The organism is Lentilactobacillus curieae, assembly GCF_000785105.2.
GTDB lineage: Bacteria > Bacillota > Bacilli > Lactobacillales > Lactobacillaceae > Lentilactobacillus > Lentilactobacillus curieae.
Genome location: NZ_CP018906.1, coordinates 143405 through 156988 on the forward strand (window position 1 = coordinate 143405; position 13584 = coordinate 156988).

At 39.8% G+C, this 13584-nt stretch carries 13 protein-coding genes; 1 reads left to right on the forward strand and 12 read right to left on the reverse strand.

The window, feature by feature from the left end:
* Positions 1-20: 20 nt before the first annotated feature.
* From ftsA to PL11_RS00855, 11 genes are all read right to left on the reverse strand, one after another.
* Complete coding sequence (gene ftsA / locus PL11_RS00805; protein WP_035168572.1) at positions 21-1325, reverse strand: cell division protein FtsA; 1305 nt, start codon at positions 1323-1325, stop codon at positions 21-23.
* A gap of 100 nt (positions 1326-1425) precedes the next feature.
* Positions 1426-2337 (reverse strand): cell division protein FtsQ/DivIB, encoded by a 912-nt coding sequence (locus PL11_RS00810; RefSeq protein WP_052127848.1) that lies wholly within the window; start codon positions 2335-2337, stop codon positions 1426-1428.
* A gap of 23 nt (positions 2338-2360) precedes the next feature.
* Positions 2361-3452, reverse strand: a complete 1092-nt coding sequence (gene murG, locus PL11_RS00815) for an undecaprenyldiphospho-muramoylpentapeptide beta-N-acetylglucosaminyltransferase (RefSeq protein WP_035168574.1) — start codon at positions 3450-3452, stop codon at positions 2361-2363.
* Positions 3449-4831, reverse strand: a complete 1383-nt coding sequence (murD, locus tag PL11_RS00820) for a UDP-N-acetylmuramoyl-L-alanine--D-glutamate ligase (RefSeq protein WP_035168576.1) — start codon at positions 4829-4831, stop codon at positions 3449-3451. The genes murG and murD overlap by 4 nt, the downstream gene beginning before the upstream one ends.
* 69 nt (positions 4832-4900) lie before the next feature.
* Complete coding sequence (gene mraY, locus PL11_RS00825; protein ID WP_035168578.1) at positions 4901-5860, reverse strand: phospho-N-acetylmuramoyl-pentapeptide-transferase; 960 nt, start codon at positions 5858-5860, stop codon at positions 4901-4903.
* A 22-nt stretch (positions 5861-5882) separates the two neighbouring features.
* Positions 5883-8042, reverse strand: a complete 2160-nt coding sequence (locus PL11_RS00830) for a penicillin-binding transpeptidase domain-containing protein (protein WP_035168580.1) — start codon at positions 8040-8042, stop codon at positions 5883-5885.
* Positions 8039-8416: a cell division protein FtsL gene (ftsL, locus tag PL11_RS00835; protein WP_035168583.1), complete on the reverse strand. Its 378-nt coding sequence runs from the start codon at positions 8414-8416 to the stop codon at positions 8039-8041. The genes PL11_RS00830 and ftsL overlap by 4 nt, the downstream gene beginning before the upstream one ends.
* Positions 8417-8439: 23 nt before the next feature.
* Complete coding sequence (rsmH, locus tag PL11_RS00840) at positions 8440-9390, reverse strand: 16S rRNA (cytosine(1402)-N(4))-methyltransferase RsmH (protein ID WP_035168585.1); 951 nt, start codon at positions 9388-9390, stop codon at positions 8440-8442.
* Between the two features lie 36 nt (positions 9391-9426).
* Positions 9427-9852, reverse strand: a complete 426-nt coding sequence (gene mraZ, locus PL11_RS00845) for a division/cell wall cluster transcriptional repressor MraZ (protein ID WP_035168587.1) — start codon at positions 9850-9852, stop codon at positions 9427-9429.
* A gap of 283 nt (positions 9853-10135) precedes the next feature.
* Positions 10136-10588 carry an NUDIX hydrolase gene (locus PL11_RS00850; RefSeq protein ID WP_035168589.1) on the reverse strand — a complete coding sequence of 151 codons (453 nt, stop codon included), beginning with the start codon at positions 10586-10588 and terminating at the stop codon, positions 10136-10138.
* A 4-nt stretch (positions 10589-10592) separates the two neighbouring features.
* Positions 10593-10973, reverse strand: coding sequence for a DUF3397 family protein (locus tag PL11_RS00855; protein ID WP_052127849.1), 381 nt, complete (start codon positions 10971-10973; stop codon positions 10593-10595).
* Positions 10974-11066: 93 nt separating this feature from the next.
* Between PL11_RS00855 and PL11_RS00860 the strand changes: the two genes are divergently transcribed.
* Positions 11067-11189 carry a DUF4044 domain-containing protein gene (locus tag PL11_RS00860; RefSeq protein WP_078256877.1) on the forward strand — a complete coding sequence of 41 codons (123 nt, stop codon included), beginning with the start codon at positions 11067-11069 and terminating at the stop codon, positions 11187-11189.
* Positions 11190-11254: 65 nt separating this feature from the next.
* Here the strand turns inward: PL11_RS00860 and PL11_RS00865 are convergent, their stop codons facing one another.
* On the reverse strand, positions 11255-13576 hold the full coding sequence (locus PL11_RS00865; RefSeq protein WP_035168590.1) for a DNA translocase FtsK: 2322 nt from the start codon (positions 13574-13576) through the stop codon (positions 11255-11257).
* Between the last annotated feature and the right edge of the window lie 8 nt (positions 13577-13584).

The window sequence follows — 13584 nt, forward strand, 5'->3', positions numbered from 1 at the left end:
CCTCCGTTTTGTTGATATTCCTAATCGAAGAAGTCGCTGAAGAAGTTTTTGATTCCTTCACCGCGCTTTTTCTTATTTTTTGGTCGTTTTGGTTTACTTTGCTTTGCAGGCTTACTTGTAGGCTGAGCACTTTGTTCAACAACTTTAGGAGCCTTGGTCATGGTAGCTCCAACTGCCGAACGCGTCGTCAACTGAATATCAGATAAGTCTGAATAGTAAGAAACAAGTGATAAAACTGACGAGAACGATGGGTGTCTTAATCCCATTTGATCAGGAATATAAACCCTAACATTGGCGTTAAACTGGTCAGCTGCTAAGTCAGCAATTCCTGGCAATGCAGCCACCCCACCAGTCAAAACAATACCCCCTGGTAAGTCTAGTGCAGACACTTGTTCTAGTTGATCCTTTAAGCGGTCAAATATTTGACTTAATCTAGCTTCGATAATTTCGGCTAGGTACTTTTCGTCAACGTAGGTTGGTTCTGATTGCCCGACAACTTCAACAGGAAATTCATTGTCTGAAGAAGCTTGGAACGAATCTGCGTACCCATAATCTCGCTTAATTTTTTCGGCGTTACTCATCGATGAGTTCAACACAATGGAAATATCCTTTGTTATGTACTCCCCACCTTCAGAATCAGTTGTTGCAAATTTTAATTGATGATCGTGGAAAACAGTTGCAGTAGTTTGACCGCCACCTAAATCAATGATGATTGTCCCAAAGTCTTGTTCACCATCATTTAGCATTTGGTGAGCTTCTGCCAATGGAGTCAAAATCATTGACTGGATGTTTAAACCAGCTTTCTCAACTGCCTTCTGTAAGTTATGCATAATTCCCTTAGAGCCAGTGATTAACTTACCACGCATCTCTAAACGAACCCCAACCATTCCACGAGGATCCTTAATGCCGTCAAACCCATCAACGATGAACTCTTCTGGCTGGATGTCAACCACTTCACGTTCCTGTGGCAAACTTGTTCCCATGGCTGAAGATGCGACATTACGGACATCCTCAGCAGTAATCTCTCGTGACTGGTCATCAATTGTGATCAATCCGTTACATGGTTCAATTCTCAACATGTTGGCAGGTGCACCAACAATTACATCTTTAATTTCAATACTTGCTTTTTCTTGAGCTTGATTTACTGCGCCCCTAATTGCTTCTGCCGCTTGGTCGATATCGACAATAACACCACGGCTTAAACCATTAGATGGTTCATTCCCCACACCAATAACGTTCAATTGCCCTTTTACTTTTTCTGCAACAATTACTTTTATTGAGGTGGTTCCTATATCAAGTCCCACATATAAACCTGAATTATCCATAATTATGTAAGGAACCTCCACACTATTAATAAATTTTTAATACAAACCAATTCTACCACAACCCGTTTCAATTAAAAAAGATAATTGAGTCGCAAAATCCTTATCTACCAGTAGTGGAACGGGTGTTCTGCTTTTGCTTAGTGGTTTGCGGTTGCTTTTTAGTGGAAACGGTACCACTAGCAGAAGCCTTTTTAGACTTCATTGGGTATGAATATGCTCCCACCTGCATATCAATAACACTCTTACTTTTCAACTTAGAAACCATACTTGGATAGTAATTCATCTTATCGCCAAATGTATTAATGGTGCCAAGCACAACGTTTTTGTCGTGCATCTTCAACACCACCCGATTCTTATTTAACTTAGTTGGTGAATAAGAAACCGTCACAATGTTTGCCCTAACATCTGGTTCAATTTTTTTATACTGTGCCAAACAATTTTTCAATATCTTTGGATCTTTAAACTTTTTAACGATTGGGTAATTTGCCGTTGGGTTCAAAATCTTATTTTTAATAATGACCCCGCTTTTTAAAATTGGTTGGTATCCACGGTCAATGTATAAATAGCCTATCGTTGGATACTCCTTAACCTTAATCAGTACTTCGTTAAAGTTTCTGGTAGAGATTTTAACCGAATCCAGTCGCTGACTTTTATTCTTTAATTCCGTTGCCAATTTATGTTGGTGACCCCAAACGTTAATCAATGGTTCATTTTTTCTCACCGACGTAAACTTATTAATTGTTGCTGTGCTAACCATCTCATTACCAGTGATTGTTACTTTGCTTACCCGACTATATGGCGTAACAAAGAATAAACAGATCAACAGTCCTAAAGTAAAAATCACCAATAAGGGTGACATTCGCTTTAAATTAGTAACTTGGAAATCTTTTAATTTCGATTTCCGTGAATCGCGTTTTCGATGATTTCTATGCTTTTTCTTTTGGCTTTTTTGTTCATTACTTATTCGTTCCCACGGCGTTAGTTCTTCTTCATGCTTATTCTTCTTTGCCATCACAATTTCCCCTTAACAAATGGCTATTTATGAATCGACCTCGCAAGATTCAAGACTCGATCAGCTGAATCAACTACCCCCATTTGTTTTGAGTGTTCAGCCATCTGGTTTCTTTCGTCATCATCATGCATTAATCGATCAATATTTTTCAATAATGATTCACCGTTCAGCTCATCTTCCTTAATCATTAAAGCAGCATGATTATCGACTAAGCTCATTGTATTCTTAGTTTGGTGATCTGCAGTAACGTATGGGCTCGGAATCAAAATCGCCGGAATCCCAAGTGCTGTAATTTCAGCAATGCTTGTTGCCCCTGAGCGCCCGACAATCAAGTCAACCCTTGGCAGTACAGAAGGCATATTGTCAATGTAAGGCAAGACCTTCACGTTGTTAGCCAATTGAACTTTATCAAGTTGCTGCATAATGCCATCATACCGCTTTTGCCCGGTAACAAAAACTACTTGGTAGTCTCTTTGACTAAATTTATTAATTGCATCAACTACGGCAGAATTAATCTTAGGTGCCCCCTGGCTACCTCCGAATATCAAAACGGTTTGCTTATTGTCTGCTAATCCAATATTAGACCATTTAAAGTCGCTGTGCATGTTTGCTACTTGCTGTGCTCGCGGATTACCGACAAATTCAACCTTATCAGCAGGAAATTGACTTTTAGCAGCTTCAAAACCAACCCCAATTTTATCAACGAATCTGCTTAAAAATTTATTTGTTAGCCCAACAACGCTATTTTGTTCATGGATCAACGTTGGCACCTTCATCCTGGCTGCTGCATAGACTACCGCACCAGATACATACCCACCCGTTCCAATAACAACGTCTGGTTTAAAATCTTTAATGATTTGTTTGGACTTCTTGACACTCTTTAAAAATAAAGCAACTGTCTTAAAGTTATCCAAAGATAATGACCGTTTAAAGCCCTGGATTTCTAAAGCAATAAACTTCAGCCCTTGCTTTTTAACGATGCCACCTTCTAAGCCTCGCTCTGACCCAACGTAAAGAATTTCAGAATCAGGTTCTTGCTTCAGTAGATCTTCAATGATTGCGAGTGCTGGGTAGATGTGTCCACCAGTACCTCCACCTGAAATTATGAGTCTCATTCTGCTTCCTCCTGTTTATGGGTTAGATTTTCAACTTCCTTTACAAACTTATCGCCACGTTCTTCAAAGGTTTTGAATTGATCCCAGCTAGCATTAGCTGGTGAAAGTAGAATAATGTCCCCACTGTCACTATCTGCATACGCCTTGGGTACAGCCTCTGCCAAGGTATCGACAATTTGAATGTCGTCAACACCGGCCTTTTTCGCTGCATCTTCGAGCAATTCTTTAGTTTCGCCATATAAAACGGCAGCTTTAACGTGCTCTTTAAGCTGAGGCACCAATTTGTCAAAAGTGTAACCACGATCAAGGCCACCAGCAATTAAAACGATTGGTTTATCAAAGCCTTCAAGGGCAATTTGGGTTGCTTCAATATCTGTTGCCTTTGAATCATTGTAGAAACGGCGGCCGTCAGATTCAAGTACAAATTGCAATCTGTGACGAACCCCTTTGAACGTCTCTAAAACATTGGTAATGGCTAAATTGGATTTGCCAAGGGCTTTAGCAGTGGCAATTGCTGCAAGCGCATTTTCAACATTTTGTTTTCCAGGAACCTTGATATCATCGGCATCCATAATGAATTCGTCGTTGTAGTACAGTTTTCCGTCCCGTTCGTATGCTCCCTTATCGGTAACGGACTCCCTTGAAAATGGGACAACGGTTGCATTTGATTTACTACTTAGATTACGCCATTCCTCATTATCAAAGTTGACTACGAAGAAGTCGTCAGCTGTCTGGTTCATAGTAATTCTCATCTTCGCATTCACATAGTTCTCTCTAGTCTTATGGTAATCCAAATGATTAGAAAAGATATTTGTCAAAACCGCTACATGTGGATGTAATTCCTTAATTCCTAATAGCATAAAACTTGAAAGTTCCAGCACAATTGTATCGTCCTTTGTTGCCTTTTGCGCAACCTCAGTTGCAGGAATTCCAATGTTTCCGGCAGCAAACGCTGTTCCTTTATCTCTTTGTTGGTTCAAAATGTTAGCAATCATTGTTACCGTGGTAGTCTTACCGTTACTTCCAGTTACACCGATAATCTCCGCATCCGTAATTTTGGCTGCGAGTTCAACCTCCGTAATAATTGGAATTTGTTTGTTTTCTGCTGCAGCAACTACAGGATTATCGTACGGGATTCCCGGGTTCTTAACCAATACATCAAAATGGCGTGCCAATAAGTCATCAGGGTGGCCACCAGTAATTGTTTCAATCCCCAAGTCTTCAATTTCATTTAGTTCCGGTAAATCACTTCTGTCCTTTGCATCGTTTAAAGTGACGTTTGCACCTAATTCCTTAAGTACTTTGGCTGCATTTGTACCGCTTTTACCAGCCCCCAAAACTAAAACATCTTTTTGCTTGTAATCATCAATCATTTTCATAGTGTTTTCCCTTCAACTTTAAAATATCGACTTAAATACAACAAAAAACTGGATAAAATCCAGTTTTACTTAGGCTATTGTGCTTACTGCGATTACGGCCATCACTAGACCGATGCCCCAGAATGTGAAATCGACCTTCCATTCTGACCAGCCCAACATTTCAAAATGATGATGGATTGGCGTCATTTTGAAAATCCGTTTACCGGTTAATTTAAACGAAGCGACTTGCAGTATTACACTGGCAGTCTCTAAAACAAAAATCAACCCAATTACTAACAGTGAGAATTCATGGTGCAGCAAAATCGAGACCGCTGCAATGGCCCCACCTAAAGCAAGTGACCCCATATCTCCCATGAAAATTTTTGCTGGCTTGTGATTGAAGATAAAGAAGCCAATCAACGCACCCACAACTGTGATACAAAATACCATGACATCAGTTTGGCCCTGAGCATTAGCAATAATTGCATATGCTGTAAAAGCAATAATTCCCAAACCGGAAACTAATCCATCTAATCCATCTGTTAAGTTAACAGCATTTGAAAATCCAACCAACCAAAAAATCACGAACAAGATATACAAGTAACTAAGATTTAAGTCACCCGCAAACGGAATCTTGATGGCCATTGGAAAACCTTCGGAAATATATACGATAGCAAATATTACCGAAATCACGATTTGGCCTAACATTTTCTGCCATGCTTTTAGGCCTTCATTTTGGCGTTTAAAAATTTTAATGCTATCATCAAACATCCCCAAAAGTCCAAAGAAAACTAAAACAAACAGTAATATTAGTAGCGATGGGCTTAGTAAGCCTTTAATACCACCATAAATCAGATCAACTAGGGTAATGGCAAAGATAAACAGAATTCCTCCCATTGTTGGAGTCCCTGACTTTTTCTCATGCCATGATGGCCCTTCCTCACGAATCATCTGACCTTCTTTTTTACTTCTAAAATACTTGATCAAGCTAGGCATACAGACTGCCGTGATTAAAAATCCTAAAATTGGTGGTATTAACCAATTACTCATCGTTTTCTTCCATCCTTTTTAACTATTCAAAATTTACTTTCAAAACTTCATTTTCCTTTATCTTCTTAGAAAATGCAATACTCTGACTATCAGCATACCCAGATCCCGTTGCTTCAAGTTTCATTCCAGTCAACTTACATAATTCTTGAACGTCAGCTTTACTCCAACCGATAATTCTTGGCATCGTCCAGTTGCCATTGGTCAGCAAGATAATTCGCTTGTCGCCCTTTACCTTAGTTCCAGCGGCAACAGATTGTTTTGATACTAAGTTACCATCACCAATAATCGATGCTTCAAAATCATGTTCAGTTAACGACTTTTTAGCAACGTCCGTCGCCCTAAATTGGGTTTCTGGAACCGTACGAACCGTTTCGTTTTTACCACCATTAGCACTTTGCAATGCCCGACTCAGTACTGGCTTGAAAATTTGCGCCATCAATTGGGTAGCTGTCTTCGTTCCCGTTAGCTTAGGCTGTTTCATAGTAATGTACATTACATACTTAGGATTCTTAGCTGGTAGCATTCCGGCAACAGAGTAAAGATAACTATCGTCCCCAGATGCGTACCCGCCTGCGCCATTGCTTACTTGCGCGGTACCGGTCTTAGCAGCAACTCGATAACCCTTCATCTTATAGTCGCCACCGATTCCGTAACTCTTATAAACAACGTCTTCCATGTGCTTACGCACCTTTTTGGCGGTATCTGCACTAATTGGATGGCCAACAACTTCTGGTTTATACTGTTTGATTACTTTTTTGTTGCTTGGGTCAGTGACCTTTGAAATGAAGTAAGGTTTCATCATCTTACCGTTATTGGCAACCCCTGACAAAGCACGCATCATTTGCATGGCAGTTACTTCGATACCTTGTCCAAACGCAGTATCAGCTTGCTCGATTGGGTACTGGAATTGTAATTTCCCAGTTGTTTCGCCCGCTAAACCACTGTCAGTACTTGTGATGAATTGGAATCGTTTAATGTAATCTTTCCAAGTCTTAGCACCCATCTGTTGCTCCAAATGAGCCATGGCAACGTTACTTGAAAGGGCAAACCCTTTGTTATAAGTAATGTATCCCCAACCACCTTGGTTCCAGTCAGGAACGATTTTGCCATCAACTGCATAACGACCTGATTCATATAAGGCATCTCCATTGTAATGCCCCGAATTAATCGAAGCAGACATGGTAAATATCTTCATCGTAGAACCTGGTTCAAACGAGTCCTGGACCAGGTTATTAGTCCAAGCTGTGTTTAATCCCTTCAAAGTAGACGAGTTGAATGATGGCCGTTGAGAAACTGCCACAATTTTTCCCGTCTTTGCTTCCATTAGGATTGCGTTCATAGATGCTGGGTGAACCTCGGACTGAACTGCACTCATTTCAGTTTCCATTAGGTTTTGTAAATGACTGTCAATCGTTGTGTAAACATTGTCACCATTTTGGGCTGGGCGTTCCTTTTGCTTACGTCCCGGCAGTCTGTATCCATACACATCATACTGACCGTCACGATAACCATTTTCACCAGACAATTCGCTGTTAAACGCTTTTTCGATTCCCATCTGGCCCACTAAGTTCTGTGCCCCAGTCTTCTTGTCACTCTTTGGAGTTGCTAGTCCAATTAAATTAGATGCAAACATTCCATTTGGATACGATCGTGCTTGTTGCTGGATAAAGTTTATCCCTGGTAACTTATGTTCTTCGATTTTTTCCTTAGTCAAAACCGAAATATTTGTTCCAGCACTACCAAATTCAACTTGGAACGTATCCTTATTTTTTGGAGTCAGTGCCTTATAAATCTTTTTTTCTGATAACGGTATGTACTTAGCTAAAACCTTTGCCGTTTTTTTCTTGTTAACCACGTAAAGTGGCTTATGATCTGAACCAACTTGGCTCTTACTCAAAACTGCGTAAAGTGAGTAAGTACTGGTATCTTCTGCTAATGGCTCGCCATCGGCATCATAAATTGTTCCGCGCTTCGCCTTTAGCGTTCTGGTTTGTGTATACAGCTGCTCCGCTCGCTTAGAGAGGTTCACATTCTTAACATTCTTGCCAACCGCAATCACAAACATTCTTGATCCAAGGGCAAAAAAGACCAAAATAAAAAAGAAAAATAGGGTGACACCCACTTTTTTTCGATTTTGTTTGGCCTTTAATTCTTCTTCATTTTGATTTGATGAATCCTTCATTTCGTGACATTCCTTATGTTCGAGTTAGAAAGCGACATACCGCTGCTTTTAGCGATTTTTTCTAATCTACTGCTGCTTTGCAATTCCCCGATTTGCTGTTTATAGTTTGTATTTTTATTATGCATTGTTGCCACCTGATTGTCTAGTTGCTGTAACTCATGTTGAGAATTACTTAGCGCAATTTTTGATGAAACAACATAAATCATCAATACTGATGCCACGATAGCTAGGGTTGCCCCTAACACTTTTTCGAAGGTTGAAACTTTTAATCTTTCTTTTACCTTTGGTTCTGATTTAACTGCCGGTTGTTCTGGTGCAAAAGTTGTTGTTTTTGGTTGTTGAAAAATTTCCCGTGCTAAATTATTTTGAGCCATTTTATGTATCCCCTTTTACATTATTAGTCTTTAATTCGTTCAATTACCCGCAACTTTGCACTATGCGAACGATGATTTGCTTCCTGCTCATCATCACTTGGCAAAATTGGCTTTCTCGTAATTAACTTGAACTTAGGCTTAATCCCCTCAGGAATAATCGGTAAGTTTGAAGGTAAGTCATCAGGTAATGAACTTTTTTCCTTAAACATCGACTTCACTAATTTGTCTTCTAACGATTGGAATGTAATAACGCAAATTCTGCCACCCACATTTAGCAGATCAAATGCTGATTCCAAAGAATCTTCCAAAGCAGATAACTCATCGTTAACTGCCACCCTAATCGCTTGAAAGACCTTTTTCGCAGGATGACCTCCATGCCGCCTTGCAGCCGCTGGAATCGCATCCTTAATAATTTCAACCAATTGCCCCGTAGTATCAATTGGTTCCTTTTCTCTTTGTTCCTCAATTTTACGGGCAATTTGCTTTGAGAACTTTTCTTCACCATAACGGAAGAAAATTCTAACAAGTTGCTCATATGGCCATTCGTTGACGACCTTCCAGGCATCTAAATCCTGTTCCTGGTTCATTCTCATATCTAGTCTGGCATCGTACCGATAACTAAATCCGCGGTCACCATCGTCAAACTGTGGTGATGAAACACCTAAGTCATACAAGACACCATTAACTTTTTCGATTTCCCGCTGATTCATCTCAGTGGTTAAATTCCTAAAATTATTATGGACGAGCGTTAACTTATTGTTGCTTATGTAATCAGCAAGCTTGTCTTGATTATATTCAATCGCCGTTTCATCTTGGTCGAAGGAATACAGATGGCCAGATTCTATATGCTTAAGAATATTACTTGTGTGACCCCCGCCACCAAGCGTGGCATCAATGTACGTACCAGCTGGATCAATATTTAATTCATTAACTGCTTCGTTTAATAGAACCGTAACGTGCGAAAATTCCGCCATCTCGTCGTTCCCCCTCCTTTTAGATTTTAAAACGGCTTAAAAATCAATCATATTTTCAGCAATTTCATTAAAATTTTCTTCAGCTTCTTTGCTGAAGTCTTCCCAAAGATCTTCACTCCAGATTTCAAAACGATTAGAAACCCCAACGACCACACACTTCTTGGCAATCTTTGCGTAACCACGAAGATTGCTAGGAATATTAATTCTTCCCTGTTTGTCAAACTCACATTCGACAGCAGCTGAGAAGAAAAACCTAGTGAAATATCGGGCATCCTTCTTACTTACTGGTAGCTCATTGATCTTGTTTTGAAATTTCTCCCATTCATCCATCGGGTAACCGAATAAACAGTCGTCCATACCCCGTGTGACGACAAATTTTTCCCCGAGGTCTTGCCGAAACTTTGCAGGAATGATGATCCGTCCCTTGGCGTCAATATTGTGTTTATATTCACCCATGAACATTTCATCACCCCCTAAAATAATTCCACAATCACATTCTACCACAATTACCCACAATCAACCACAAAGTGAATGAAAATTCAAATATTTTTTGAATTTTTTCTTTTCATCATGACCTTATCATTGATATACAAGCATTCTTGTTTATGTGGTAAATGGTGGTGAATTTTAAAAAAGTCCAAAAAAATAGCCAGAATTTACATGAAATAAACTCTGGTTATGGTTAAAAAGTACTTATTCACTTTTAATGGTTAACTGTGAACAACATCACGTAGAATCAATACTATTACTGTTTATACTCAAAAGCAAAATTCAGCATTTCTTGCGTTTGTTCATTTAGTAGTGGTGGAATATGGTGACTATCAAAAAAATCGGTACCAATAGTTTCAAATTGGCGTTCAGTGATTCGCCTACCACCCACTTTTTCAACTTCAAATAACACTGAAATCACTTGGCAAACATCCCCATTAGGATACTCAGTAAAACCTTGGTCAAATACTGCCAACTGCTTAACGGGTTTAATCTCTAACCCACTATCTTCTTTGTACTCACGGATAATCGTCTGTTCAAAGTTCTCGCCGTATTCCATGTACCCACCCGGAAGGCTCCAATTATTTGTATCCGTCCGTTCTTGAAGTAAAATTCGTCCCTGATCGTCAAATAAAACACCAGCACATGCATTCAAAATAATCGGCATGTGACCGACCCTGCCACGAATTGATTGTATGTAATTTGCCATTAATTTACCTCCACGTTAAACTCATCACCATTACAACTAGCCAAGCTATAAATAATAGTAGGTCTGAAAGTCGCCAAAGCAAGATCAACGTTTTCCGATAATTCATCTGCTGATCCGTAAAGATTCGCCAAATCAATATCCCGAGTGCAACAGCAAACCAAACCACTAATACCTCCGGAACCAGCGTACCATGTGGACCGTTACTTGATAGTTGGTGAATAAAAACGATTAGAAAAGGTGGCCACAGATCAAGCGGATTTATTTTAATTCTAGTTTTTAAAAACTTTATCTTTTTGATTAACACCACAAAAAATGCCAGTGCTAACAGCACTAATACCTGTAAGGCAACCAGTTTCAGGTTGCCACCATTAATTATTAACCGCACAGATTTTTCCCCCATTTGAATGTTCATATTGCATTGCTTACCAAACAACGTTACACTGATTTAAGGTAAACTATTGAGAAAGTGGTGCACATATTGGCTCGCAAAAAAAGAACTAGATTTCAAAAAATTACGCTTGTTTTTGTTTGGATTATGATCATTGCAACTGTCGCTTCCTTAGTGTTGTCAGCTGTAATAACCTTAATGGGTCAATTTTAAACCAAATAACAAACTATGGCTATATAACGAGAGTGACGGAATTAATTTTCCGTCACTCTTTTTGTTTATTCAGGTTTTTGTTTAAACACCTGTCGAGGGCGACTTCCGTCCTGAGGACCAATGTATCCACGCTGTTCTAAGTCATCAATCAACCTAGCAGCCCGGTTATACCCGATTCTAAAGTGCCGTTGTAATAATGATGTACTTGCCTTTTGCTGATCAACAACAAATTCTAACGCATCATTAAACAGGTCATCATCTGAGTCGGACTGATCTTCCTCTTTGATTTCTTCATCAGAAACCATCATCGATTCGTCGTACTCTGCAGAAGCTTGGTCAGTAATGAAGTCAACAACTGTAGAAACGTCCTTATCTGGAATAAAGGCACCTTGAACACGGACTGGAGTATTGGAATCAATTGGTAAGAACAACATATCCCCACGTCCAAGAAGCTTTTCAGCACCATTTGTATCAATGATAGTTCTTGAATCAATTCCTGATGAAACTGCGAATGCAATTCTTGAAGGCACGTTGGCCTTGATTAAACCAGTAATAACATCAACCGATGGTCGTTGAGTTGCTAAAATCATGTGAATTCCAGCAGCCCGCCCCATCTGAGCCAGTCTAATAATTGCAGCTTCAACATCATTAGATACCGTCATCATTAAGTCTGCCAACTCATCAACAATTACAACAATGTATGGCATTGGCTGTAACTTAACATCGTTTTGCTGATTATTCTTAGCAACAAACTCATTGTAGGTGCTAATCTTTCTTTGGCCATACTTAGCGAACAATTCATAACGATTTTCCATTTCGCTAACCACTTTTTGAAGTGCTCTAGCAGCTTTTTTAGGTTCAGAAACAACTGGACTCAGCAAATGAGGAATTCCGTTGTAAACTCCCAACTCAACTTTCTTCGGGTCAATCAGCATTAACTTTACTTGGCTTGGCTTGGCATTTAATAGGATGCTAGTAATAATCCCGTTAATTGCAACGGACTTACCACTACCGGTTGAACCTGCAATCAGCAAGTGCGGCATCTTCGTCAAATCCGCAGTAATCACATTACCGTTTACGTCTTTCCCAAGCGGAACTTGTAACAGATGCCCATGATTATCAGGGGAAGCCTCAACAACATCCCTGAACGAGACCGTTGCAATTTGTCGGTTAGGAACTTCAATCCCGATTAATGACTTTCCAGGAATTGGGGCTTCAATTCGAATATCCTTAGCCGCCAGTGCAAGAGCGATGTCATCCGCCAAATTAACAATTCGGCTAACTTTAACTCCAATGTCTGGGTGAAGCTCGTACTTTGTAACTGATGGTCCTAGACTAACATGTTTGATCTGAGCTTTAACTCCAAAACTATTCAATGTTTCTTGGAGAATTTTAGCATTCTTATCAATCGACTTTAACTCAGCCGATTGGTCATTTTGATCAATTTTAGTTAGCAGGTCAGGTGTTGGCAATTTATAATTATCGTCCTCTTGAACATCTACTAACTGAACTTCGTGTTTAGGCTCATCAATTTCTGGAGTGTTTTTTGATTTTTTCTTTTTCTCTGGTTGCTTGTCTTCAACCGGTTTTTTATCAGCAACCGCCATCCCTGAAACAGTTATGTCTGCCGGAGAAAATGGCGCATCATCATGTTGGTCATCACCAACCGGCATTGAGGAGGTTTCCTGAGCAACTGGAGTTGATTGCTGGTGCTGCTTACTAGCCAATTTTTGTTTAGCCGTCTTCCCTGCAGACTTACCGAGGTTAAAAAACTTCTTAAGTGAAAGTCCACAAAAAACAACTGATTCTTTAATGGCAAGAAACGCCTTAGATGCAGAAACATTAAACAGCACAAATAGTCCAACTAGAATCAGTAAGCTGGAAATGATTCCGACTCCAATCTTGCCTAATAATAATTTAATCCCCGCGAATAATGCTGCAGCAATAATTCCACCACCAATATCTGAATTAACGTTGGCAGAGTTCACATCGTCGAGCAGCTTCTCCCAGTTTGCCGTCACGAAATTAACTGGCTGTGGTGCCGAAGTATACTGAATTAGAGTTAGCCACAGCGTAATTCCAAGCAACAATAAAAGTGTTCCAGACCAAATCCTAACAGGTATCGCTGGCACTTTTGAAAATCCAGCTAATGCTATTCCAACTGCTAAAACTCCAATCAATCCCACAACGTATAGACTGCCTAAGAAAAAACGAACGCAGTTAACTACGAATGCTCCAACCATTCCAGCCGAGAACAGCCCACTAATTGCCAGAAGAATAATGATGATTCCAGTAATGTTTACCCAGTAACGGGCAAAAAAGCCAGTGGACTTTTTACTACTAGTTTTTCTCTTTATCGTTTTCCGGCGCTTTTTCTTAGCTGCCATCATCATTC

Bases quoted from the DNA above. Each gene is read 5' to 3' on its own strand.
- ftsA (WP_035168572.1), bottom strand. From the start codon at position 1,325: ATGGATAATTCAGGTTTATATGTGGGACTTGATATAGGAACCACCTCA.
- PL11_RS00810 (WP_052127848.1), bottom strand. From the start codon at position 2,337: ATGGCAAAGAAGAATAAGCATGAAGAAGAACTAACGCCGTGGGAACGA.
- murG (WP_035168574.1), bottom strand. From the start codon at position 3,452: ATGAGACTCATAATTTCAGGTGGAGGTACTGGTGGACACATCTACCCA.
- murD (WP_035168576.1), bottom strand. From the start codon at position 4,831: ATGAAAATGATTGATGATTACAAGCAAAAAGATGTTTTAGTTTTGGGG.
- mraY (WP_035168578.1), bottom strand. From the start codon at position 5,860: ATGAGTAATTGGTTAATACCACCAATTTTAGGATTTTTAATCACGGCA.
- PL11_RS00830 (WP_035168580.1), bottom strand. From the start codon at position 8,042: ATGAAGGATTCATCAAATCAAAATGAAGAAGAATTAAAGGCCAAACAA.
- ftsL (WP_035168583.1), bottom strand. From the start codon at position 8,416: ATGGCTCAAAATAATTTAGCACGGGAAATTTTTCAACAACCAAAAACA.
- rsmH (WP_035168585.1), bottom strand. From the start codon at position 9,390: ATGGCGGAATTTTCGCACGTTACGGTTCTATTAAACGAAGCAGTTAAT.
- mraZ (WP_035168587.1), bottom strand. From the start codon at position 9,852: ATGTTCATGGGTGAATATAAACACAATATTGACGCCAAGGGACGGATC.
- PL11_RS00850 (WP_035168589.1), bottom strand. From the start codon at position 10,588: ATGGCAAATTACATACAATCAATTCGTGGCAGGGTCGGTCACATGCCG.
- PL11_RS00865 (WP_035168590.1), bottom strand. From the start codon at position 13,576: ATGGCAGCTAAGAAAAAGCGCCGGAAAACGATAAAGAGAAAAACTAGT.